23 protein-coding genes are annotated in these 21,401 nt (G+C 64.6%); 12 read left to right on the forward strand and 11 right to left on the reverse strand.

Features of this window, described 5'->3' with window-relative positions; genetic code table 11:
• The first annotated feature begins 34 nt into the window (after nt 1-34).
• The 6 genes from AC1RR3_RS31605 (at nt 35) to AC1RR3_RS31630 (ending at nt 5,834) form a co-directional block, all read left to right on the forward strand.
• Nucleotides 35-661 (forward strand): PilZ domain-containing protein, encoded by a 627-nt coding sequence (locus AC1RR3_RS31605; RefSeq protein WP_492828028.1) that lies wholly within the window; start codon nt 35-37, stop codon nt 659-661.
• A 122-nt stretch (nt 662-783) separates the two neighbouring features.
• Entirely contained in the window at nt 784-1,791 is a 1,008-nt protein-coding gene (locus AC1RR3_RS31610) for an acyl-CoA desaturase (RefSeq protein WP_492828030.1), read from the forward strand.
• 136 nt (nt 1,792-1,927) lie between these two features.
• Nucleotides 1,928-2,206 (forward strand): hypothetical protein, encoded by a 279-nt coding sequence (locus AC1RR3_RS31615; protein WP_492828032.1) that lies wholly within the window; start codon nt 1,928-1,930, stop codon nt 2,204-2,206.
• Nucleotides 2,207-2,825: 619 nt separating this feature from the next.
• Nucleotides 2,826-3,866: a PrsW family glutamic-type intramembrane protease gene (locus AC1RR3_RS31620; protein ID WP_492828034.1), complete on the forward strand. Its 1,041-nt coding sequence runs from the start codon at nt 2,826-2,828 to the stop codon at nt 3,864-3,866.
• Nucleotides 3,867-3,935: 69 nt separating this feature from the next.
• Nucleotides 3,936-4,514, forward strand: a complete 579-nt coding sequence (locus AC1RR3_RS31625) for an HdeD family acid-resistance protein (RefSeq protein ID WP_492828036.1) — start codon at nt 3,936-3,938, stop codon at nt 4,512-4,514.
• Nucleotides 4,515-4,748: 234 nt separating this feature from the next.
• Nucleotides 4,749-5,834 (forward strand): 3-deoxy-7-phosphoheptulonate synthase, encoded by a 1,086-nt coding sequence (locus AC1RR3_RS31630; RefSeq protein WP_492828038.1) that lies wholly within the window; start codon nt 4,749-4,751, stop codon nt 5,832-5,834.
• A 53-nt stretch (nt 5,835-5,887) separates the two neighbouring features.
• On the opposite strand, the gene AC1RR3_RS31635 is transcribed toward AC1RR3_RS31630, so the two are convergent.
• The 3 genes from AC1RR3_RS31635 to epmA are packed head-to-tail and all read right to left on the reverse strand — an operon-like array spanning nt 5,888 to nt 8,337.
• Complete coding sequence (locus AC1RR3_RS31635) at nt 5,888-6,142, reverse strand: hypothetical protein (protein ID WP_492828040.1); 255 nt, start codon at nt 6,140-6,142, stop codon at nt 5,888-5,890.
• A 39-nt stretch (nt 6,143-6,181) separates the two neighbouring features.
• Nucleotides 6,182-7,276, reverse strand: a complete 1,095-nt coding sequence (locus AC1RR3_RS31640) for a lysine-2,3-aminomutase-like protein (RefSeq protein WP_492828042.1) — start codon at nt 7,274-7,276, stop codon at nt 6,182-6,184.
• Complete coding sequence (epmA, locus tag AC1RR3_RS31645; RefSeq protein ID WP_492828044.1) at nt 7,273-8,337, reverse strand: EF-P lysine aminoacylase EpmA; 1,065 nt, start codon at nt 8,335-8,337, stop codon at nt 7,273-7,275. The genes AC1RR3_RS31640 and epmA overlap by 4 nt, the downstream gene beginning before the upstream one ends.
• A gap of 316 nt (nt 8,338-8,653) precedes the next feature.
• Between epmA and AC1RR3_RS31650 the strand changes: the two genes are divergently transcribed.
• The 4 genes from AC1RR3_RS31650 to AC1RR3_RS31665 all read left to right on the forward strand — a co-directional run bounded on the left by AC1RR3_RS31650 (nt 8,654) and on the right by AC1RR3_RS31665 (nt 13,619).
• A complete protein-coding gene (locus AC1RR3_RS31650) occupies nt 8,654-10,042 on the forward strand; it encodes a DUF6056 family protein (protein WP_492828046.1) in 1,389 nt (462 codons plus the stop codon).
• Between the two features lie 324 nt (nt 10,043-10,366).
• Entirely contained in the window at nt 10,367-10,933 is a 567-nt protein-coding gene (efp, locus tag AC1RR3_RS31655; protein ID WP_015686372.1) for an elongation factor P, read from the forward strand.
• 18 nt (nt 10,934-10,951) lie between these two features.
• Nucleotides 10,952-12,574, forward strand: coding sequence for a M23 family metallopeptidase (locus tag AC1RR3_RS31660; RefSeq protein WP_492828048.1), 1,623 nt, complete (start codon nt 10,952-10,954; stop codon nt 12,572-12,574).
• Between the two features lie 136 nt (nt 12,575-12,710).
• On the forward strand, nt 12,711-13,619 hold the full coding sequence (locus tag AC1RR3_RS31665) for an amino acid ABC transporter substrate-binding protein (protein WP_492828050.1): 909 nt from the start codon (nt 12,711-12,713) through the stop codon (nt 13,617-13,619).
• Nucleotides 13,620-13,716: 97 nt separating this feature from the next.
• On the opposite strand, the gene AC1RR3_RS31670 is transcribed toward AC1RR3_RS31665, so the two are convergent.
• Together AC1RR3_RS31670 and AC1RR3_RS31675 are read right to left on the reverse strand one after the other, a co-directional pair.
• The gene (locus AC1RR3_RS31670; protein ID WP_492828052.1) at nt 13,717-14,220 is read right to left on the reverse strand and encodes a cupin domain-containing protein; all 504 of its coding nucleotides are present in this window, start codon (nt 14,218-14,220) and stop codon (nt 13,717-13,719) included.
• 21 nt (nt 14,221-14,241) lie between these two features.
• The gene (locus AC1RR3_RS31675) at nt 14,242-14,721 is read right to left on the reverse strand and encodes a carboxymuconolactone decarboxylase family protein (RefSeq protein WP_492828054.1); all 480 of its coding nucleotides are present in this window, start codon (nt 14,719-14,721) and stop codon (nt 14,242-14,244) included.
• A gap of 51 nt (nt 14,722-14,772) precedes the next feature.
• Between AC1RR3_RS31675 and AC1RR3_RS31680 the strand changes: the two genes are divergently transcribed.
• The gene (locus AC1RR3_RS31680) at nt 14,773-15,294 is read left to right on the forward strand and encodes a MarR family winged helix-turn-helix transcriptional regulator (protein WP_492828056.1); all 522 of its coding nucleotides are present in this window, start codon (nt 14,773-14,775) and stop codon (nt 15,292-15,294) included.
• 27 nt (nt 15,295-15,321) lie between these two features.
• Here the strand turns inward: AC1RR3_RS31680 and AC1RR3_RS31685 are convergent, their stop codons facing one another.
• The 3 genes from AC1RR3_RS31685 to AC1RR3_RS31695 all read right to left on the reverse strand — a co-directional run bounded on the left by AC1RR3_RS31685 (nt 15,322) and on the right by AC1RR3_RS31695 (nt 16,162).
• Complete coding sequence (locus AC1RR3_RS31685) at nt 15,322-15,507, reverse strand: hypothetical protein (protein WP_492828058.1); 186 nt, start codon at nt 15,505-15,507, stop codon at nt 15,322-15,324.
• An 84-nt stretch (nt 15,508-15,591) separates the two neighbouring features.
• Nucleotides 15,592-15,843 carry a hypothetical protein gene (locus tag AC1RR3_RS31690; RefSeq protein WP_492828060.1) on the reverse strand — a complete coding sequence of 84 codons (252 nt, stop codon included), beginning with the start codon at nt 15,841-15,843 and terminating at the stop codon, nt 15,592-15,594.
• 58 nt (nt 15,844-15,901) lie between these two features.
• A complete protein-coding gene (locus AC1RR3_RS31695) occupies nt 15,902-16,162 on the reverse strand; it encodes a hypothetical protein (RefSeq protein WP_008130551.1) in 261 nt (86 codons plus the stop codon).
• 127 nt (nt 16,163-16,289) lie between these two features.
• Here AC1RR3_RS31695 and AC1RR3_RS31700 point away from each other — a divergent pair, with 127 nt between their 5' ends.
• On the forward strand, nt 16,290-17,519 hold the full coding sequence (locus AC1RR3_RS31700; RefSeq protein WP_492828062.1) for a lytic murein transglycosylase: 1,230 nt from the start codon (nt 16,290-16,292) through the stop codon (nt 17,517-17,519).
• A 6-nt stretch (nt 17,520-17,525) separates the two neighbouring features.
• On the opposite strand, the gene AC1RR3_RS31705 is transcribed toward AC1RR3_RS31700, so the two are convergent.
• The 3 genes from AC1RR3_RS31705 to recJ all read right to left on the reverse strand — a co-directional run bounded on the left by AC1RR3_RS31705 (nt 17,526) and on the right by recJ (nt 21,119).
• A complete protein-coding gene (locus AC1RR3_RS31705; RefSeq protein WP_492828064.1) occupies nt 17,526-18,323 on the reverse strand; it encodes an aldolase in 798 nt (265 codons plus the stop codon).
• 107 nt (nt 18,324-18,430) lie between these two features.
• Entirely contained in the window at nt 18,431-19,240 is an 810-nt protein-coding gene (locus tag AC1RR3_RS31710; protein ID WP_492828066.1) for an SDR family NAD(P)-dependent oxidoreductase, read from the reverse strand.
• Between the two features lie 37 nt (nt 19,241-19,277).
• Nucleotides 19,278-21,119 (reverse strand): single-stranded-DNA-specific exonuclease RecJ, encoded by a 1,842-nt coding sequence (gene recJ / locus AC1RR3_RS31715; protein WP_492828068.1) that lies wholly within the window; start codon nt 21,117-21,119, stop codon nt 19,278-19,280.
• Between the last annotated feature and the right edge of the window lie 282 nt (nt 21,120-21,401).

A 21,401-nucleotide genomic window follows, 5' to 3' on the forward strand; every position in this document is an offset into this window, starting at 1 on the left:
CTACGGAAACAGTCCGAAACACGATTGGCGCTCAATGTCCGTCGCAGAGTTCCTCAGGCAGCGTGCAGTGGAAGTCACCGTGAGCGGCAGCTACTCGCTGCCGCGCTGGTACGACTGCGAGGGCAAGCTGCGCACCTTCGCCTGCCGGACCAAGCGCGTCTCGCCGTTCCGGATGATCGTGGACGTGCCTGTCGTCGGCAAGATCGGCGAGCGCGTGACCTCCTACTTCCAGGACTTCGGCGAATTCCAGTGCACCATCAGCGCGACGCTGAAGGCAGGCTTCCTGATGGAACTCGACATGACGCGGGCGCGGCGGGCCTGGATGTCGGAAAAGCTGACCTGGCTGGAGAAAAAGCAGAAGGACGCCAGCGTCCGGGAGTTGCGCAATGATGCGCGCTTCGTCCCGCAGGTCTCGCACACCTTCCTGACGCTCGCCGACGGCAGCACCCATCCCTGCTTCATCATCGACGTCTCCACCGCCGGCGTCGCCATATCCAGCGAGTACGATCCGCCGGTTGGAACCGCGCTCGCGGTCGGCGCCTGTGTCGGGCGCGTCATCCGCAAATTCGACAACGGCTTTGCGGTCAAATTCGCCGAAAAGCAGCAGCGGGACGACCTCGTCCGCCTGATCGTCCGCTCGCCCTTGCTGCAGTCGGCCTGAACTCGGCGGGGCCGATTTTAACTCTTCTTTAACTAAATACTGGAGGTAGCGCCCCCTGCGCGATAGGGTGTGATCCAGCATGTCCGCAAGCATTGCGGGCCCCGAGTATTGGAAGTCCCGGAATGTCCATCGCTGAGTTCGCCCCGGCCGAGATCGCTCAAAACACCACCACCGCCACCAAGCCGCAGCTTCCGCCCGGCGTCGTCACCGAAGGTCCGCTCGTCCGCGCAAAACTGCGCGAGAGCTATCTCCTCCTCGGCATCCTCTATGTCGGCGCGGTCGCCGGCATCATCTGGGCCATCACGCAAGGCGTCGGCAAGGTCGAGCTGTTTACGTTCGCCTGGATGTTCGCGCTGACGACGTTCGGCATCGGCGCCGGCATGCACCGCCTGTTCGTCCATCGCAGCTTCCGCACCGGCCCGATCATGCGCGTGTTCTTCTGCGCCATCGCCCAGATGGCAGTGCAGGGCTCGATCGCGAAATGGGTCGCCAACCACCGCCGCCACCATCTCTATGCCGATGACGTCGGCGATCCCCACAGCCCGCAATTCGACGGCTTCGGCAATCGCTATGTCAGCGCGTTGAAAGGCTTCCTGCACGCCCAAGGCAGCTGGGTGTTCGATCAGGCGACCACCGAGAATGAGTACTACGCCAAGGACATCCTCGCCGACCCGATCGCGATGTTCTTCGTGCGCACGCGCTGGGTCTGGTACGGGATGTCGGCCGTCTTCATTCCCGGCGTGATCGGCTATACCTTCGGCGGCGTGCACACCATGATCGGCTGCGTGCTGTTCTCCGGCCTGCTTCGCGCTTATCTGCTGATCTTCGTCAGCCAGTTCACCGGCTCGATCTGCCACGCCTACGGCTACCGCCGCTTCGAGGTCGACGACGCCTCGACCAACGAGTTCGTGACCACGATCCTCACCTTCGGCGAGGGTCTGCACAACAACCATCACCGCTTCCCGCGGGACGCCTATATCTCGCACGCCTGGTGGGAGATCGATCTCAACGGCCTGATCATTCTGGGTCTGGAGAAGATCGGCCTCGTCCACGACGTCTTCCACGCCTCGCACCGTCAGCTGGAGCTGGCGTCCGAAGCGGAAGCGCAGGCGGCCACGACGGCACGCTAAGGCGACAGGCGGCGGCCGTCCTCCGGCCGTCTCGCCTCCGCATCGCTGCCCTATCGCGGCCCCATTGCGGGATCAGCTTTTGAAGGTCTGTGCCTCGTGCCGGACCTCATTTGCGGACTTGCGATCGGGGGACCGAATGGCAGTCAACAAGATCACGGTCGATAAGATCACGGTTGATAAGATCACTTGGGACAGGGTCGGCCGGGTCACCGAGCCCGGACGCTACATGTACACGTTCGGCTGGCTCACCATTACCGCCGGTGATCTCGCGATCTGGAAGCAGTACCCGCAGGCCGCGTTCACCCTGCTCGCGCAGCAGCCGCTGCTGCCAGATCAGGCGACCGGCGAGGAATACCATCTCGGCGCTTTCGACGTTGCGCCGGAGCTGCCGCGCACGCCGCTCACAACCCATTGAGCCGCGACGCGGCCGCACCGGCCCATTATCTCCGGCGCGCCCGATTCGAGCTGCCACAACGGTCATTTCACGTAAGGACCGATTGCGCAGACCGCAGAGCCCCTGCGCAACGCGTGGCATGCGCGTTGCTTAGTCATCGCCATGACCCATCTCGCCCCCGTCGACCAAGCCTTCCTGCTGATGCTGATTGCAGCCTGTCTCGGCTCATGCCTGATCCGCGCCTTCTGGGAGCTGGAGCAGGCCCGTGCCCGGCGTGTCTCAACGCACCGCCGGCGCACAACGAAGCGTGACTAGGACGGCCCCGGCCGCAGGGCCCAGACGGCGGTGAATGCCGCCTCTGGACTTGCCGCCGGGACACGTGCATCGTGAATCGAAGAAACCTTCGCATTCCCTTGATCCGGCTAATCAATCGCGGCCTCACATCGGCTGCGAGATCGTTGCCATCGATAGCGAGCACGTCCCGTCATGCAGTTGATTGCACTCGTATTCTGCACCTCGATCACCGCGCAGATGAACGGAAGCTGTCGCGGCTGTTAAGCGAGGCGACAGCAAGCGCATGACACATGGTCGCATCGGTAAAAGTAGATAAGCCGGGCCAGGGAACCTATTTTCGACGCTGATGTACCTGATCGAAGCGCTCCCCACCGTCATCGGAACTGCGGCCATCGCTCCGGCGCTGCTGATGCTGTGGCTCGTCATCGCGGCCGAGGAGCGCCCCGGGCCGCCGGCCCAGGTCTGGACCGCCTTCCTGCTCGGTGCCGCCAGCATTTCTCTGCTGGGCCTCGCCCGCGCCCCCTTCGCCAAGATGGTTGCAGCCCCGGACAATCCCTGGGCCGCTCTCGCCATGCATTCGATCTTCGGCGTCGCACTGCCGGAGGAAGCGGTGAAGGTGATCGCCATCGTGCTGGTCTCCTCGACCAAACGGCGGACTTTTGCCAATCCGATGGACACCGTGGTCTATGGCGCCGCCGTCGGCCTCGGCTTCGCCGCCTATGAGAACCTCGCCTACTTGGTCCAGCATGCCGAGATGTGGCGCTCGCTGGCCGCCTTGCGCAGCGTGCTGACCGTGCCGTTCCACGGTGCGCTCGGCATCATCGCCGGAGCCTACCTCACGATCGCCCGCGCCGGCACCGCGCTGGGCGCGAACCGCCACAACCGCGACTGGGCCCGCCTCTCCAGTCGCCTCCTGATCTTCGCAGGCCCACTCGCGCTGCATTCGGCCTTCGACTTCCCGCTGCTGACCTTGCAAAGGATGCCGGACCTCGATCCGACGCTCCGGATGTGGTTGGGCGCCGCGAGCCTGCTGATCGGCTTCAGCTCGATCGCCTTCGCCATTCGCCTCGTCCGCCGCGTCGCGCGCCACCATGCGCCCCGCACCGACATTGCGCGGGAGCGGCTCAGCCAGCTGCGGCGGATGTGGGCGCTGCTGCTCGCCGGTGGCGGCGTCGGCTTTCTCGGCCTCGCCTTCGTGCTGACCTCGATCCATCACTGGCTGATCAATCCCGAGCGCAATCTGACGCTGGCCCTGATCCCGATCGGCTTCGTCTCGATCCTGCTCGGCCTTGCGCTTCTGATCGTCACGATCGCGATCTACATTCTCGGCCGCAACCGCGTTCGCACCAGCGGGGAAGGTTTTTCGTCGGCGCACGGCGGCGGCTGAGCCGCGGGATGGCAAGCGCGATGTGCGCGCACTACATAGAGCACGCACCCTTTGACCTGGAGCCTGCCGATGACATCGCCTGAGGATCTCTCCCGGCTCCAATCCGCGATGAGCCAAACCGTGAAAGCGCATTGGAAGGCCTTCCTGTTCGAAGGCATCCTGCTCGCCGTGCTCGGCGTCGCCGCGCTGATCCTGCCGCCGCTCGCAAGTCTCGCCATCGCGATCTTCCTGGGCTGGATGTTCCTGATCAGCGGCATCGGTGGCCTCGTCGTGACCTACTGGGCGCGCAGCACGCCGGGCTTCTGGTGGTCGCTGATCTCGGCTGCGCTGGCCGTGCTTGCCGGCATGCTGCTGCTGGCGCGGCCAATGCAGGCCGTGCTGACGCTGACGATCGTGCTCGGCGCCTATTTTCTCGCCGAGGGCGTCGCCACCATCATGTACGCACTCGAGCACCGCCGCGAGCTCAGCGGCCGCTGGTCGTGGCTGCTGATCTCGGGCCTCGTCGACATCGCGATCTCGTTCATGGTGATCACGGGACTGCCGAGCTCGGCGGAATGGGCGATCGGCGTGCTCGTCGGCATCAACCTGCTGTTCGGCGGCGCCACCCTGATCGGCATGGCGCTGGCCGCACGCAACAGCAACAGTTGAGGCGCCTCGTGACCCCTCACGCCGATTGGGGGGTGACAACCCGCCAATCGCGCGCTATATGGCCTCCCATGATCACCGTCGCCACCAGCTTTTATTGGTACTTTAGCTACGACAGCTCGCTGGCGGCAGGAGGATCGCGCTCAATTTGAAATATTGAAGCAAACGTCCGAACAGCCGCCAAACCTGGCGGCTTTTTTATTGGCCGGCAGGTTCTGAAACAAATAGGAGCCCGCCGTGCTGAGCACGACTGACGATCTTCGCATCCGCGAACTGAAAGAGCTGAGCACGCCTGATGAGGTGATGCGGGAAGTCCCGCGCACGCTCACCGCAACGCGTGTGGTGATGGCTGCGCGCAACGCCATCCATGCCATCCTGGGCGGCCAGGACGACCGCCTGCTGGTCGTGGTCGGCCCCTGCTCGGTGCACGATCCGAAGGCTGCGCTCGACTACGCCGAGCGCCTCGCAAAGCTGCGCGAGGACCTCGCCGACCAGCTCGAGATCGTGATGCGGGTCTATTTCGAGAAGCCGCGCACCACCGTCGGCTGGAAGGGCCTGATCAACGATCCCGATCTCGACGGCAGCTTCGACATCAACAAGGGCCTGCGGCTGGCGCGCAACGTGCTGTCGGCGGTGAACAATCTCGGCCTTCCCGCCGGTGCCGAATTCCTTGACATGACGACCCCGCAATACATCGCCGACCTCGTGTCCTGGGCCGCGATCGGCGCACGCACGACCGAGAGCCAGATCCATCGCGAGCTGGCCTCGGGGCTGTCGTGCCCTGTCGGCTTCAAGAACGGCACCGACGGCAACGTGCGCATTGCCGCGGACGCGGTGAAGTCGGCCTCACATCCGCATCATTTCATGGCCGTCACAAAACTCGGCCGCTCGGCGATCGCCTCGACCTCGGGCAATGAGGACTGCCACATCATCCTGCGCGGCGGCAGCAAGCCGAACTATGATGCGGCGAGTGTCGCGGCCGCCTGCAACGATCTGGCGAAGTCAGGTGTCGCACCGCTGGTGATGGTGGATGCGAGCCACGCCAATTCGAGCAAGAAGCCGGAGAACCAGCCGCTGGTCATGGCCGACATTGCCAGTCAGATTTCCGGCGGTGAGAACCGCATCATGGGCGTGATGATCGAGAGCAATCTCGTCGCCGGCCGCCAGGACGTCGTTCCGGGCAAGCCGCTCGTCTACGGCCAGAGCATCACTGATGGCTGCATCGACTGGGCGACCACGGCCACTGTGCTCGAGCAGCTTGCGGACGCGGTCGAGGTCCGGCGCAATACCAAGCGCGCGGGGCTGCACGAGCGCTCGGCGTAAGGCCGAAGCAAACGCGGGCGGGGCGAGCTGTCGCGCCCTGCCCGCCGTTACGACTAGCAGCCGCGGCAGATGCTCTTGATCTTCTTGTCGAGCGCCTGGTTTTCCTTGCTCAGGGGATCGTTCGGATCGCTCAAATTCTTCTCATTCGGCACGTCGCCGACGCGCGGCTGTCGATGACCGACGGGCGCAGGCGGCAAAGAGCCCGCCGACTGTCCCGAAGTGGTGGTCGATCCTTTGGTGGCGGTTTGCGCGACTGCCGCGCCGCCGAGCAAGACCACGAGCGACACAGCCACAATCATCTTCTTCATTCCATTCCTCCGTTCCTCAAGCCGTCGCCTCAGCCACCCTCAGGTCTCGGGCGGATAGAGATGGACGTCGCCGCAATAGTCCACGATACGATAGCGCGTTTCGCCTTCCGCTTCACGCGCATCCGGTGCGGTATTTTGCACCGCCAACATATAATTCGGTCCCACCGGCGACTTGCCGGCTCCGCCGGGAATGTCGATGACGTAGTCAGGCTGACACAGCCCTGACACCCGTCCGCGCAGCTGCCGCATCAACTCCTGCCCCTCGGCCAGCGTGGTGCGCAGGTGCGCCGTGCCCGGCGCGAGATCGCCCTGATGCAGATAATAGGGCTTGATCCGGCATTCGACGAAAGCTCGCATCAAATCCGACAGAGCCGCGAAATTGTCATTGACGCCGCGCAAAAGCACGGACTGGCTTACCAGAGGTATTCCGGCATCGACCAGCCGTGCGCAGGCGGCGCGTGCCGGCCCCGATAGCTCGCGCGCATGGTTGGCATGCACGGCGACCCAGGTGGTCGCACCCTCGACCTTCAGCGCTGCGACCATCTCGTCGCTGATCCGCGCGGGATCGGCGACGGGCACGCGGGTGTGAAGGCGGATGATCTTGACGTGGTCGATGCCGGCGAGATCGGCCATGATCTCGCTCATGCGACGCGGCGACAACATCAGGGGATCACCGCCGGTCAGGATCACCTCCCAGATCTCGCTGTGCGCGCGGATGTAGTCAATCGCCGCGCGATAGGCGGCCTCGGAAAATGCGTTCTCCTTGCCGGGCCCCACCATCTCGCGGCGGAAGCAGAAGCGGCAATAGACCGCGCAGACATGAACGAGCTTGAACAGCACGCGATCGGGATAGCGATGCACGATTCCGGGAACCGGCGAATGCGGGTGATCGCCGATCGGATCGGCGTTTTCGCCTGGCCGCATCTCCAGCTCTGCGGCCGTCGGAACGAATTGTCGCGCGATGGGATCGTCGGGATCGGAATTGTCGATCAGGTCGACCAGCGCCGGCGTGATCGCGACCGCGTAGCGCGCAGCAACGCGCTCCAGCGCGGGCAGCGCAGTAGCGGGCACGAGGCCCTCGGCCACGAGTTCGGCCGGTTCGCGCAAGGCGCGTGCAAGAGTGGTCTTCGTCATGTCTCACTTAACGTTTCATTTGCAGGCGGTGTCCACACCACCTGATCAATCCGTGAAGCACCGCTCGCCAGCATCACCAGCCGGTCGAAGCCGAGTGCGACACCGCTCGCATCCGGCATGGCCGCGACCGCAGCCAGAAAATCCTCGTCCAGCGGATAGGCCTCGCCGTACCGGTGCTGCTTCTCCGCCATCGATTCCGTGAAGCGCTTACGCTGCTCCTCGGCGTCGGTCAGTTCGCCAAACCCATTGGCGAGCTCGACGCCACAGGCATAGACCTCGAACCGCTCGGCGACCCTGGGATCGTCGGCCTTCACCCGCGCCAGCGCCGCCTCTGGAGATGGGTATTCGAACAGAACGGTCAAACGCCCCTGCCCCAGATGCGGCTCGACATGCTCGACCAGAACCTTGCTGAAGATGTCCGACCAGGTGTCGTCCTCGGCCACACGGACCTTGCCGCCGGCCGCCTGGGCGAGCGCGGCACGGTTACCCTCGCTATCAGAGATTGTCGACAGCAGATCAATGCCGGCGAACCGCTCGAAGGCGCCTGCAACCGTCAAAAGCTCCGGCTCGGCGAAGGGATCGGCGGTCCGGCCGCGGAAGGAGAAGGTACCGATCCCGGTCGCCTGGGCTGCGCGGGCGATCACGACGACAGTATCGGCCATGATGGCGTCATAGGGCGCGCTGGCCCGATACCACTCCAGCATGGTGAATTCGGGCAGATGCAGGTCACCGTGCTCGCGGTCGCGGAACACTCGGGCGAACTCGAAAATCCGCTCTTCGCCCGCCGCCAGCAGCTTCTTGCAGGCGAATTCGGGCGAAGTCCGCAGGTAACGGCTGGCACGGCTCCCGTCGGGCCGGATGATCTCGGTCCGGGGGGCGTGCAGATGGGTCTCATTGCCCGGGGAGACCTGGAGGATAGAGGTTTCAACCTCGACAAACCCCTGTTCGGCGAAAAAAAACCGTAGGGCCCCGGCAATGGCCCCCCTTGCCTGGAGGAATGGCCGCCGGTCGAGGTGCCGGTCGGGCGACCAGAACGGCGAAATCGGCTTGTCCCCAGCCATCAACCGACCGCCCCGCAGGCCCGCAAAAGGCTGGTGTCCAGCAACCAAATTAGCGCCTTCCTCACTTGGGGCCAATTCATTGAGTTATCTCGTTTTTTCCAAACGAACGAAGATGAGCACCCACAACCCTGGGCGGCGGATCGGCCCGTAGCGTTACCACAGGCGGGCCCCCATCGGTCCAGCCGCGATCAAGCGCGCGCCGAATCTTGAGTGCCTGCGCCTTGCCGACATCGACTGCCGCCACGCGCAGACTTGCATCTCGGCCGAATACTTCCTGTGCATTGCGCGACCTTTGGTCGTCGGGCTATGTGACCCCATGACCTTATCCGCTGCAGCACCGCAGGCGATGTCTCGCCAGACCTCATCGTGGATTGTTCTCAGTATCCCCGCCGTCGTCTTTCTGATCGTCTGCGCCGGTCTCATTGCCTTTGCCGCGCCAGAACACGACGATTTTTGCGTTGCGACCGCAACCACCGAGAGCGGCTTCGTCCCAGCCCTGCTCGATCTCTATTCCAGCTTGGGCGGACGGTTGACGGCCCTGGCGCTGATACAGATGCCCGCAATCATCGCATCCGGGCTCTCGATGAGCGTTCTGACCGCTTACGGTTTGGTCCTGGCGGCGATCTATTCGGGCTTTCTGTTAGCTGTCGCAGCCGCCTTCTCCAGGGGCCTGCCCGGCACGGATGTCTCTCAGCGTTTCCTTCTGATCGTAACTTTCGTCGCAACTACCATCGCGGCCGCGCCGAGCCCACGGGAATTGCTCTACTGGCTTCCGGGCGCGGCCTGCTATGTGCCTCCGGCCGCCATCGCGATCCTGTTTCTCGCCGAGTTGTTCCGGCTTGAGGAGCTATCGGCAGCGCGGGTGGCCTGGCTGGCTGCTGGTGGCTTCGTCGCCGCCATGTGCAACGAATTCAGCGGCGTGTGGCTCCTGCTCATTCTGGCGACCTCCGGCATCGCGAGGTGGGTGTACGGGCAAAGTGTCCAGTTCAAAAAGCACGTTGCAATAGCAAGTTCGGTTCTCGCAGGCTTTGTCATCATCGTGATGGCACCCGGAAACAGCACCAGGCGGTCCGTCCTGCCGAATTCCGGCCATTTGTGGCGCTCGCTCTGGAAGGGGCTGCTCTACTCGATCGACTGTCTCGGTCATTTTTTGAGCCAACCAGCAGTGATCGCGTACCTTCTTGTCGTAGCGCTGATCAGCACGCTGATCCGCCCGCCTGCCGATCGGCAAAGATCCGCGCAACTGGCTCTGGTGATCATCGCCGTATGCCTCGCGTGCTGCTATTTTGAATTCTTTGCGCATGAATACGCCACCGGGATGCGGTTGGTTGAGAGGGCTCAAAACGAGGCGCTGATATTCCTGCTGTTCGGGACCTCGCTGGCGGTTTCCAGCTTGGCCTCGGCATACGCGCCGCGCCACCTGATCGAGAACCGCTCCACCGCATTGGCGCTCACCGTGGTCGTGGGCGTTTGCCTCGTTCTCAGCCCCACGGGTGTCCTGCTACGCACCCAAGCCGCTTCGTTCTATCCGTTCCACCTCGAGGCGATGGGACGCGACCGCTTGTTGCGGGAGACGACATCGTTATCGCCTGTGGTCGCGCACCACAAATTTACCCCCTCCCTCCTGCTCGGGTCCGACCTCGAAGCCGGCATTGGCTGCCGGGCCCGGTACTACGGCAGGAGCAGCCTGTCGGCATCGGACTAAATGACCCGCACAGCCCGTCCTTACGGGCTGGCCGGCGCTGCCTCGGATGTGGCGCAATCGGTTGGAATGTCGGTAGAAATGAGGCCGCGGGCTTGCATCGCCATCAGCCCGGATTGCAGGAGAACGCACCGGCCGCCATGAGCGTTGCCGTAGAATTACGCGCGGAAAATAAGCCACTGTAACAACAGGGAAATTGACTATGGGGCGCAACTCAGTATGTTGCGGCCCGAAACGGGCGCCGAAGTCTGATTTGAGGCCCCAAGTCCCCCATCAATTTGACCACGTCCTGGCCGGAGCCGGGCCAAGCAAGCAGGAAATACAGCTTTGAGAGTCATCGCCAGTTCTATTCGCAAAGGCAACGTGATCGAGCAAGACGGCAAGCTCTATGTCGTCGTCAGCGCCGAGAACATCCATCCCGGCAAGGGCACCCCTGTCAGCCAGATCGAAATGCGCCGAATCTCGGACGGGGTAAAGATCTCCGAGCGCTACAAGACCACCGACCAGGTCGAAAAGGCCACGATCGAAGAGCGCAACTTCACCTTCCTGTACGAAGATGGTGACGGCTACCACTTCATGAACCCCGAGACCTACGATCAGGTCCAGGTCTCCAAGGACGTCGTCGGCGACGCCGCCGCCTATCTTCAACCGGAAATGACCGTCAAGCTGTCGACCCACGACGTCAACGTGGTGTCGCTCGCGCTGCCGCAGCGCGTGACGCTGGAAGTGGTCGAGACCGAGCCGGTGACCAAGGGCCAGACCGCCTCGTCGTCGTACAAGCCCGCAGTGCTTTCCAACGGCGTCCGCACCACCGTGCCGCCGCACATCGCCGTCGGCACCCGCATCGTGGTGATGACCGAGGACGGCTCCTACTCCGAGCGCGCCAAGGACTAAGCGAGAGATCGAGAACAGGTGCCGCCGGGGGGCGAGACAGTGGTTGGGAAGAGTTTCCGCTTCGTCTCGCTTCTTCTGGCGTCGCTGTCGCTCTTCATTGCCACTCCGCTCGCTGCGGACGAATTCCGCAGCCCCTCGCTCACGGCCCTGCGCGTCGATTGGCGCGCAGCGCTCGACCAGCTCCGCGCCGAGATCAACAGCCGGCCCCAGATCTCGGGCGACTTCATCTTCGTGCCGCGTCGCTCGGTGCCGCGCTACGATCCGCGCGCGACGCCGGCGCTGGTGCGCCTCAACGCGGTCTCCTCGCAATTCTTCACCGGCATTGCCCGCAGCTCCGTGCCCGTGCTGCTGCCGTTCGATGCCGGTGCCTATCTCGAGGCCCAGCGCAATGGCGCGCCGCCGAGCCTGTCGCTGTCGCGTTACCAGGCCGATTTCGATCCCGCCGACATGTTCGATGCCGGCCCCGCAGGCTACAGCGCGACGTTCTCGTTCGAGCCCGGCGCCGGTGACGGCATGCCGAGCCGCGTCTACGCAAGGCCAGTCGAGGTGCAGATCACGGGCTCAGCGCTGCTCTATGACATCGCCGATCCCGCCGGTGGCAAGGGCGAGCCGGTCAAGCCGCTTGCGAGCCTCTATCCGGACCTGCGCAAATTCATCAGGGAAGGCTATGTCCGCTACGCCTTCACCCGTTTCGGCGTTGCCTATGTCGTCACCGTCCAGTGCCTGGACAGCGTCGCAAAACCGCGGCGGCTGGCCTGCAAGGAAGCCTATCCGGTTGCCGAGCGCTTCCTGAAAGCGCTGCGCGTTGCCGGCGGCCAGCGCATGCGGCCGCTGATGGACGTCGCCTCCGACATCATCGATCGTCCCTTAGGGCGTTCGGCCGATTTCACCTACCGGCCGAGCGGCGACATCATCCCGAACACCGGCTACCGCAACAAGAGCGGCCATCCCGATGTGATGGCCTATGCGCAGATCCGCTTTCCGCTGGAGAAAGTGCCCGCTTTCGTGCGCTCGCAATCCTACGGCAAGCGCGACAAGAACGACGGCCCGACCGCCTATCCCTGGCGCGACAATTTCTGCGAGTCCCGCAGCTTCGAAGTCTGGCAATGCGCCGGCGGTTACGGCCACCAGGGCGAGGACATCCGCGCGGCCGAGTGCCCTCCATCAGGCGAGGGCCGCGAGCCCTGCGATCCCAAACAGCGCGCCATTGTCGCGGTGCGTGACGCCATCGTGATCCGCGCCGCCAAGGACCAGGCCGCGACGCTTCAAGTCAACAGCCGCACCGAGCACATCCGCTTCCGCTACATGCATATGAACCCGCAGGCGATGAACGCCGACGGCCTGCTCAACGGCCGCATCGTGACCGAAGGCGAGAAGATCGGCCTGGTCTCGAACTATCTCGACCATCCCGCCGGCACCTCGATGCACCTGCATTTCGACGTCCAGGTGTTCACCCGCGACGGCTGGATCTGGGTCAGCCCCTACGTCACGCTGGTCTCGGCCTATGAGCGCCTGATCCGCGCCCGCGGCCGCGAGATCGGCCCGGAGATCGCAGGCAGCCCGCAGCCAGTAGCACATGCGCTGCCCGAGGACGTGATCAAGCCGGACCAGCGCGAGGGATCGAGCAGCGAGGAGAATTGAGGCAGCTCGCGCAGCCGTGCCCCGATGACACTCACGTGACGGGCGGCTCGGCACCCGGACTTCCCCGCACCACCCGGTCTTCTCTGGCCCCAGAATTGCTTTGCTTCCGACAGGCTAACTGAAGGAAGGGAAGTACATGCGTAGTCTCACCACGGCGGCTGTTCTGGCCGTCGCGTTCGCCATGCCGGTTCATGCGCAGGAGCTGACCGGCACGCTGAAGAAGATCAAGGAGACCGGTGCGATCACGCTCGGGGTGCGCGACAGTGCCGTGCCCTTCAGCTACATCGACGAGAAGCAGAAGACCGTCGGCTACGCCATCGACATCTGCATGAAGATCGTCGAGGAGATCAAGACCGAGCTCAAGCTGGACAAGCTCGCGGTCAACGAAAACCTGGTGACCTCGTCCAATCGCATTCCGCTGATGGCGAACGGCACCATCGATCTTGAATGCGGCTCGACCACCAACAACGCCGACCGCCAGAAGCAGGTGTGGTTCACCAACACGCATTTCCTCACGGCGAGCCGCTTCGTATCGAAGAAAGCCTCGAAGCTCGACCAGGTCGATGACCTCAAGGGCAAGGCCGTCGTCTCGGTCGCCGGCACGACCAACATCACCCAGCTCAACAAGGCCAATGCCGCCCGCTCGCTCGGCATCACCGTCATGAATGCCAAAGACGTCCCCGAAGCGTTCCTGATGGTCGAGACCGATCGCGCCGTGGCGTTCGTCATGGACGACATCCAGCTGGCGGCGATGATCGCCTCCTCGAAAGAGCCGTCGTTGTACGCCATCAGCTCCGGCGCCTTTTCCGATCCCGAGCCCTACGGCATCATGCTGCGCAAGGACGACACGGCGTTCAAGACCGTGGTCGATCGCGCGACGGAAAGGCTCTACAAGAGCCCGGAGATCGAGAAGATCTACAACAAATGGTTCATGGAGCCGGTGCCGCCACGCGGCCTGAACTTCCACGTGCCGATGCCGGTGTCGATGAAGAAGTCGTTCGAGCATCCGTCGGACAATCCCGATCCGGCGTCGTACGGAGGCTGACGAGCGCGTGACAACGTAGCCCGGATGAGCGAAGCGACATCCGGGAATTCTCCCTGCAACTGTTCCCGGGTGTCGCTTCGCTCACCCGGGCTACAGATCAATCCAGATACGTCGTGAGCTGCGCGCCCTCGTCCGCCACGAACACCGCAATCAACTCCGCCGGCTCCGTGGCGCTGGCATTCGCCGACACCAGATGCGTCGCGCCCGGCGGCTCGAAGAAGGATTGGCCGACGCCAAACGTCTCGACCGGTCCGCCGCCGAGCTGGGAGCGGATCTCACCCTTGGTGATGTAAGCCGTCACCGATCCCGCGTGACGATGCGGCCGCGAAAATCCGCCGGGTCCATAGAAGACGCGCACGATGGTGACGCGCTTGCCCGGCACGTTTGGCAACGCGTAGGAGCCGATCGGCTCGACCTTGTCGAGCGGTGAGCTCTCGGCGGCCGTGGCGCAGAGCGGCGCCAGCGCTCCGGAAACAGCGTCCATCGTCACCGGCAGTGCCTTGCCGATCGCCAGCGCGCAGGCGAGCCCGCCGACAATGGCCAGCGCCATCGAGCGCGACGGTACCGGGCGCTGCATGGTGTTCAAACTCATTGCCGTCATGACAACCTCCCCTTGCTACGATCAGGACGCCGCGGCGTTCGCGGCGACCGGCCGCTTCGCCGGCGTCCAGCGGAAGGCTGCGCCAAAACGGTTCCAGACGTTGATCGACGCAATTGCCGACGTCAGGTACATCAGCTCGCTCTCGGAGAATTCGCGCTGCACCTCGGCATAGACCTCGTCGCCGAAGCCTTCGGGCAGCAAGGTCAGCGCCTCGGCCCAGGCCAGCGCGGCGCGTTCACGCGCGGAAAAGATCGGCGCCTCGCGCCAGACCGCGACCAGATTGAGCTTGTCTGCGGGCACACCGATGCGCTCCGAGAACAGGATGTGATGCTGCACGCAGAAGGCGCAACCATTGATCTGCGACGCCCGCAGCTTGACGAGCTCGAGCAGCTGCTTGTCGAGGCCCGCCTTGGCCGCCACCTGGCCCAGCGCCAGCACCAGATCATACGCATCGGGCGCGATCCTCTTGAAATCCTCGTATTCGCTGCGGGCATGTGACATTGCTGTTCACCTCATGCTATAAGAATGCTTACATCTTATAAGAGCACTTACATGTTGCGCAAGACGCCCAAGATCACGAGATCGCAATCCCGAGGCAAAACCGCCGGGCCTGACGCCGTGCGCGTGCCCGCCCCCGGCGAAGGCAAGCGCGGCGAAGAAGGCTATCTTGGTTATCTCCTGCGGCAGGCCCATGCCGCGGTCCGCCTGACGATGGAGCGGACGCTCGCAGATCTCGGCGTGACCTCGCCGCAATTCGCTGTGCTGACGATGCTGAACGCCTATCCGGGCCTGTCGGGCGCCGATGTCGCCCGCCTGACCTTCCTGACCCCGCAGACGGTGGGCGTCATCATTCGCAATCTCGAACGCGACGGTGCGATCGAGATGACGCCCCACCCCGTCCACGGCCGCATCCAGCAATGGACGTTGACGCCGCGCGGCGCGACGTTGCTGAAGGCATGCCGGGAGCGGGTGATCGCGCTGGAGAAGCGTCTTGCAGGGGGATTGGATGCCAAGGCCGAGGCAAGTATTCGCCGCTGGCTCGCCAGCATCGCGGCTGATTTGCAGGAGGACTAGGCGAGCCGCGTCCAACGCGGGCGAAACCTAGTCGCCGCATCCTCCGTCCCCGCCGCCGTCACACCCGCCGGCATCAGAGAAGTCGCCGCCCGCGGCGCCGTCGCCATGAATGCCGCGGCCAAAGTTCTCAGCGAGGATCATCAGGATCACGACGAGGAGCCCGGCGCCGAACGGCCATGGATTGGCACGAATGATGTCGAGCAGCTCCCGCATGCGTGCATTCTGCGCAGACGGAAGCGAACCGACCGTAAAGTGACAGGTCTAAATTTGGGAATATCCGACCAGCGCGGGGTAAGCCTACCCGCCCTTCAACACTTTCTTAACCTCACCGCCTGACCAGGTCTCGCTTGCGGCGATCACCCGAACGCGGCTTCCGTCAGCGGCGTTCACCAGCACATGCGAACTCACCCGCTCACCGCTCCGCTCCAGGTGCAGATCGGTTTCGGGCTTCCAGCTCAGCGTGGTCGCGAGGTCGCCAGGAAAGATCTGCCATCGCGATCCGTCGTCGAGTTCGACGACGTGGCTTTCCGCATGCGCGCGTATCTTCATTCCACCCCGAATTCTAAAAGATAGCGGGCCCCGGCGCTCACGCCGGGGCCCCGTTCCGTCAGTCGTTGTCGTGATGGATCACGGTCTTGCTGCGATTGCCGAATTCGTCTTCCTTCTTGATGACCGTGGTGCGGCTGGATGGCTCGCGCTCCCTGATGACGGTGGTGCGGTCGCGATCGCGGTCCCGCTCGCGATATTCGTGGGACTGACCGACCGTCACGCCGGCACCGACCGGGCCGACGTGGACGCCGACTTCATCCGCGAACGCAGGGGCCGCGATGGCTGTGACCATGGCGGCGGCAAACAGATATTTCCGCATCTTGTCCTCCTCGATTGTATGGGGAGGGAATGCAGCAGTGCGACACTTTGTTCCGAAAGGAACGGCCTGTTCCCCAGCGTTCCAGGAACCGGCTCACACGGGCCATGTTTCCCGCTAGAATGGATCCATGAAACAAGCTGATTCCTCGGCCCATCACACCCGTCGTGCCCTGCTGCAATCGACGCTTGGCGCTGCAGCCCTGCTCGCAATTCCGACGCGCGTCTTCGCCGCGCCTCCGGGCTTCGACGAATGGCGCGAGAGCTTTCGCGCGCGTGCGATGGCGAAGGGCATTTCGGCGGCGACCTGGCAACGCGCAATGGGGCGGGTCGAGCCCGACATGAGCGTGTTCAAGCAGATGCGCAATCAGCCTGAATTCCACGAGCAGGTCTGGCAATACATCAACCGCCGCGTCTCGGACTGGCGCGTCATCAACGGCAAGATCGCGCTGAAGAACAACGAGGCGCTGCTGGCGCGGATCGAGCGCGATTTCGGCGTCGAGCGCGGCACGCTGCTGGCGCTGTGGGGCGTCGAGTCCGCCTATGGCGATCCCTTGGTGCAGCAGAACCACATGACGCCGATATTCCCCTCGCTCGCCGCGCTGGCCTGGAACGAGCCGCGCCGAAAAGCCTATTGGGAGACCGAGCTGATCAACGCGTTGCGCATAGTCGACAAGGGCTGGAGCACGCCGCAGGAGATGCAGGGCTCGTGGGCCGGCGCCATGGGCCATTCGCAATGGATGCCGGAAGTCTGGCTCAATGTCGGCATCGACTATGACGGCGACGGCAAGGTCTCGCCGTTCGGCAAGCCCGACGATGCGCTGGGATCGACCGCAAAATATCTCGTCAATCGCGGCAAGTGGCACCGCGGCGAGCATTGGGGTTACGAGGTGCGCGCGTCCGGCGAGGCGAGCGGCAACCGGACCTATGCGGCGTGGCAGGCGGCCGGCGTCACCCGCGCCGACGGCCAGCCGTTTCCACAACCGAACGCATCCGCGCAGCTGTGGACGCCGGTCGCGGGCGGACCATCCTTCCTGCTCGGACCGAATTTCAACGCGGTGAAGAGCTACAATCCTTCGATGAACTATGCGCTCGCGATTTGCCATCTCGGCGACCGCTGCCTCGGCGCGCCGCCCTTCATCCAGCCCTTCCCCGGCTCCGAGCGCGCGCTGACGCTGGCCGAAGTGCAGGAGATGCAGACGCGCCTGACCAAGGCCGGCTTCGACACCGGCGGCACCGACGGCCGCGTCGGCAACGACACCATGAAGGCGATCAAGGATTTTCAGCAGCGCGCGGGAATCGCGCCGGCGGATGGGTATGGCGGGCTGAAGGTGCTGGCGAAGCTACGGCAGGGATCGTAAGCGACCTCAGTGCCGGTACTGCGGCTCTTCCGCGTCGAGCTGGCGCCGGATCGCGGCGAGATGTAGCCGCGCGGATTCGGAATCGCCTTCGCGCATCTGCTTGTACGTCTCAGCTGCGATCGCGGCATCGACGGGGAACACTTTGCGTCCCGTCGACATCGCGAGCACCTGCACCTCCGCGGCGCGTTCGAGATAATAGAGATCGTCCCAGGCCTCCGCGATGGTCGGCGCCAGCACCATCACGCCGTGGTGCTTCATGAAGACGATGTCGGCATCGCCCACCGCCGACGCAATGCGCGCGCCCTCGCGGTTGTCCAGCGCAAGGCCGTTATAGTCGCGGTCCACTGCGGTGCGGCCATAAAACTTCAGCGCGGTCTGGCCGGCCCAGATCAGGGGATCGCCCTCGGTCATCGACAGCGCCGTCGCATAGGGCATGTGGGTGTGGAAGGCGACTTTCGCGCGCGGCAGCAGCCTGTGCATCTCGGCGTGAATGTAGAAGGCGGTCGCCTCCGGCACGCCCTCGCCGTCGAGCACGTTGCCGTGGAAGTCGCAGATCAACAGTTTTGACGCGGTGATCTCGCGGAAGGCGTAGCCATAGGGATTGACCAGGAAGAGATCGTCATGGCCCGGCACGACGGCCGAGAAATGGTTGCAGATGCCCTCTTCAAACCCGTTGCGCGCAGCCATCCGGAAGCAGGCGGCCAGATCCTCGCGCGCGGTGCGGATCGCATCGGTAGCGAGGTCCGGCCGGTTCGAGCGGAATGGCACGGGCGAGGAAGAAGACGAATGGAGGCTGTGCGCCATGGCGAAGGACACCTTTGTCGGTGGGAAGCAGCCGCGTTGTACAGGGCCGACGCCTCTCCGTCAGCCCCCGCGGGCGCCACCCTGCCCTTCGCAGCCCGCGCGGCAGCTTATTGCCGCCGCGGCACGCCGCCGGCGTTCATGCCGCCATCGATCACCAGCTCGCTGCCGGTGACGTAACGCGAGGCGTCCGACGCCAGATACAGCACGCCGGAGGCAATCTCCACGGCCTGCCCGGCACGGGCGAGCGGTGCGACAAGCCGCGCGCGCTCCTCCGGATCGATCGGGGCGTTCTGGCCGGCTCCCGTCGCACCGGTCGGGATCTTTCCCCAGATCGGCGTGTCGATGATGCCGGGGTGCACGGAGTTGACGCGGATGCCGTCGCCAGCCGCCGCGCACTCCATCGCGATTGATTTGGCAAACAGCCGCACGCCGCCCTTGGTCAACGAATAGGCCGAGAGGCCTGGCGAGCCGCGCAGGCCTGCGAGCGACGACATCATGACGATCGAGCCGCCGCCGGTTTTGCGCATCAACGGCAGGCAATGCTTTACGGAGAGAAATACACCATCGAGATTGATCGCATTCTGCTTGTGCCAATCACTCAGCGTCATATCGACGATCGAGGGCACGGCGATGCCGATGCCGGCGTTGGAGACCATGATATCGAGCCGGCCGTAGCGCTTTGCGATCTCGGCGACGATCTCGATCCAGCGCTCCTCGCTGGTGACGTCCTGCTCCAGGAAGATCGCCTTGCCGCCGGCTTTTGCGATGCGCCTGGCGAGCTCGGGGCCGCGTAACTCGTCGATGTCAGTCGCAATGACGGTGGCGCCCTCACGCGCGAATAGCTCGACGATGGCCTCGCCAATGCCAGAGGCGCCACCCGTCACCAGCGCGACCTTGCCCTCAACCTGCCCTGCCATGTTCACTCCTTTTCTTTTTTGTTGTTTGAGGCCGTTGTTATCTAATCACGGATGGCCCCTGGTCCGGTAGCGCGACGTCGACGACGCGGAATTGCACGCGTTCGGCGCCCTGATAGCGATCGACCGATAACGAGCCCGCGACATGCAGTTGCTGGCCGCGGTTGGCGAGCAGTGCGTTGCCGAGCTTCTGGCCGACCGAGCGGAACGCGATGCCGTTCACGATCGAGCCATCCCCCGACTTGAAGCGCAGACGCAGATGCGCCTGGCCGACCTCATCGGCATAGACGAGCTGGTGCGCCGGCAGCGCCAGCACGGCTTCCGGATTGCCGCTGCCGAAGGGACCGGCGCGGTTGAGCGTGGCCGCAAGCTCCGTCGTCACCGCGCGCGCCGAGACGGCGCCGTCGATATAGAGCTCGTTGACATGGCGGGCCTCGGCGACGTCCTGCGCCAGCGCGTTTTCGAGATAGGCGCGGAATTCGGCGAGCTTCTCTTTCCGCAACGTCACGCCCGCAGCCATCGCGTGGCCGCCGCCCTTGAGCAGAATGCCATCGGCGACCGCCTGCCGCACCGCCTTGCCGATGTCGACACCGGCGATCGACCGGCCCGAGCCGGTGCCGATGCCGCCGGGCTCGAGCGCAATCGCAAAGGCGGGCCGCGAAAACTTCTCCTTCAGGCGCGAGGCGACGAGGCCGACCACGCCGGGGTGCCAGCCTTCGGAGGCCGTGACGATCACGCCGAGCTTGTCCTCGAGCCCGATCGAGGCGAGCGCCTCGGCCTCGGCCTGTGCTTCGGCGGCCTGCTCGATGACGCGGCGTTCGGTGTTGAGGCGATCGAGCTCTGCGGCGATCCGCGCCGCCTCGACGCTGTCGCCTTCCAGCAGCAGTCGCACGCCGAGATCGGCGCGGCCGATACGGCCGCCGGCATTGACGCGCGGGCCTAGCATGAAACCCAGATGCCAAGCTTCCGGCGGCCCGTTGAGCCGCGCCACGTCCATCAGCGCAGTATGGCCGACATGGTCGCGCCGCCGCATCGCAATCAGTCCCTTGGCGACGAAGGCGCGGTTGAGGCCGATCAGCGGCGCGACATCGGCGACCGTGCCGAGCGCGACGTGATGCAGCATGCCCAGCAGGTCAGGCTCGGGCATCTGCGCATTCCAGAAGCCGCGCTGGCGCAGCTCGCGATTGACCGCAACCAGCGTGACCAGCACGAGGCCGACAGCGGCGAGATGGCCAAGGCCAGAGAGATCGTCGAGCCGGTTCGGATTGACCAGCGCATCAACCTCAGGGAGCTCCGTGCCAGCCTGGTGATGATCGATCACGACCACGGACATCCCGAGGCGTTTGGCTTCAGCCAGCGGCTCGATGCTGGTGGTGCCGCAATCGACGGTGACGAGCAGCGTGGCGCCCTTGGCCGCCAGCCCGCGAACGGCTTCGACGTTGGGGCCATAGCCCTCGAAAATGCGGTCGGGGATGTGGATCAGCGGATCGAGCCCGCAATGGCGCAGGTGCCAGGCCAACAGCGCCGCCGAGGTCGCGCCGTCGACGTCGTAATCGCCGAAGATCGCGACCGTCTCGCCCTTCGTCGCGGCGTCCGCGATCCGCTTGGAGGCAGCCTCCATCTCCGTCACCGTGAACGGGTCGGGCAGCAGCTTTCGGATGGTCGGGTCGAGGAAGTCGGCGACCGCGTCGTTGTCGACCCCGCGGCCCGCCAGCACCCGCGCCAGCAGTTCCGGCAGCTGGTGCCGCTGCACGATGGCGAGCGCCAGGGCCGCCCCGCGGGCGTCCAGCCGATCGCGCCAGAGCTTGTCTGTCAGCGAGCGCGCCACTCCCAGGAACGCCTGGGGCGCTTCGACGGGCAAGGCGGTGGCGGGCGGAGTCATGACAAGAGGCAATCTGTTGGGAACTCGGGTTCCGGGCGATCACGCAAGGAGCCCGGTGACTGGCTTCAGGGGATTGGCCGGGAAAGCCAGGGGATTTGCAACGGCCGGGGCGCACAAAGCGGTGGACGGTCGGCCAGGCAGGCCGCAGTGACTATCATTTAGGCATTCCGCCGAACAGCAAATTAAGCAGGCGTTAGGTGGAATCCTCGAAAAAGAATCGTATTCGATCTGTAAGCGATTGTTCCGGGTTCATTGCAGATCAGGCCTCATTGCCAAGGGAAG

The organism is Bradyrhizobium sp. GW821-FHT13H05 (genome assembly GCF_058804065.1).

Bases quoted from the DNA above. Each gene is read 5' to 3' on its own strand.
- AC1RR3_RS31605 (WP_492828028.1), top strand. From the start codon at position 35: ATGTCCGTCGCAGAGTTCCTCAGGCAGCGTGCAGTGGAAGTCACCGTG.
- AC1RR3_RS31610 (WP_492828030.1), top strand. From the start codon at position 784: ATGTCCATCGCTGAGTTCGCCCCGGCCGAGATCGCTCAAAACACCACC.
- AC1RR3_RS31615 (WP_492828032.1), top strand. From the start codon at position 1,928: ATGGCAGTCAACAAGATCACGGTCGATAAGATCACGGTTGATAAGATC.
- AC1RR3_RS31620 (WP_492828034.1), top strand. From the start codon at position 2,826: ATGTACCTGATCGAAGCGCTCCCCACCGTCATCGGAACTGCGGCCATC.
- AC1RR3_RS31625 (WP_492828036.1), top strand. From the start codon at position 3,936: ATGACATCGCCTGAGGATCTCTCCCGGCTCCAATCCGCGATGAGCCAA.
- AC1RR3_RS31635 (WP_492828040.1), bottom strand. From the start codon at position 6,142: ATGAAGAAGATGATTGTGGCTGTGTCGCTCGTGGTCTTGCTCGGCGGC.
- AC1RR3_RS31640 (WP_492828042.1), bottom strand. From the start codon at position 7,276: ATGACGAAGACCACTCTTGCACGCGCCTTGCGCGAACCGGCCGAACTC.
- epmA (WP_492828044.1), bottom strand. From the start codon at position 8,337: ATGGCTGGGGACAAGCCGATTTCGCCGTTCTGGTCGCCCGACCGGCAC.
- AC1RR3_RS31650 (WP_492828046.1), top strand. From the start codon at position 8,654: ATGACCTTATCCGCTGCAGCACCGCAGGCGATGTCTCGCCAGACCTCA.
- AC1RR3_RS31665 (WP_492828050.1), top strand. From the start codon at position 12,711: ATGCGTAGTCTCACCACGGCGGCTGTTCTGGCCGTCGCGTTCGCCATG.
- AC1RR3_RS31670 (WP_492828052.1), bottom strand. From the start codon at position 14,220: ATGACGGCAATGAGTTTGAACACCATGCAGCGCCCGGTACCGTCGCGC.
- AC1RR3_RS31675 (WP_492828054.1), bottom strand. From the start codon at position 14,721: ATGTCACATGCCCGCAGCGAATACGAGGATTTCAAGAGGATCGCGCCC.
- AC1RR3_RS31680 (WP_492828056.1), top strand. From the start codon at position 14,773: ATGTTGCGCAAGACGCCCAAGATCACGAGATCGCAATCCCGAGGCAAA.
- AC1RR3_RS31685 (WP_492828058.1), bottom strand. From the start codon at position 15,507: ATGCGGGAGCTGCTCGACATCATTCGTGCCAATCCATGGCCGTTCGGC.
- AC1RR3_RS31690 (WP_492828060.1), bottom strand. From the start codon at position 15,843: ATGAAGATACGCGCGCATGCGGAAAGCCACGTCGTCGAACTCGACGAC.
- AC1RR3_RS31695 (WP_008130551.1), bottom strand. From the start codon at position 16,162: ATGCGGAAATATCTGTTTGCCGCCGCCATGGTCACAGCCATCGCGGCC.
- AC1RR3_RS31700 (WP_492828062.1), top strand. From the start codon at position 16,290: ATGAAACAAGCTGATTCCTCGGCCCATCACACCCGTCGTGCCCTGCTG.
- AC1RR3_RS31705 (WP_492828064.1), bottom strand. From the start codon at position 18,323: ATGGCGCACAGCCTCCATTCGTCTTCTTCCTCGCCCGTGCCATTCCGC.
- AC1RR3_RS31710 (WP_492828066.1), bottom strand. From the start codon at position 19,240: ATGGCAGGGCAGGTTGAGGGCAAGGTCGCGCTGGTGACGGGTGGCGCC.
- recJ (WP_492828068.1), bottom strand. From the start codon at position 21,119: ATGACTCCGCCCGCCACCGCCTTGCCCGTCGAAGCGCCCCAGGCGTTC.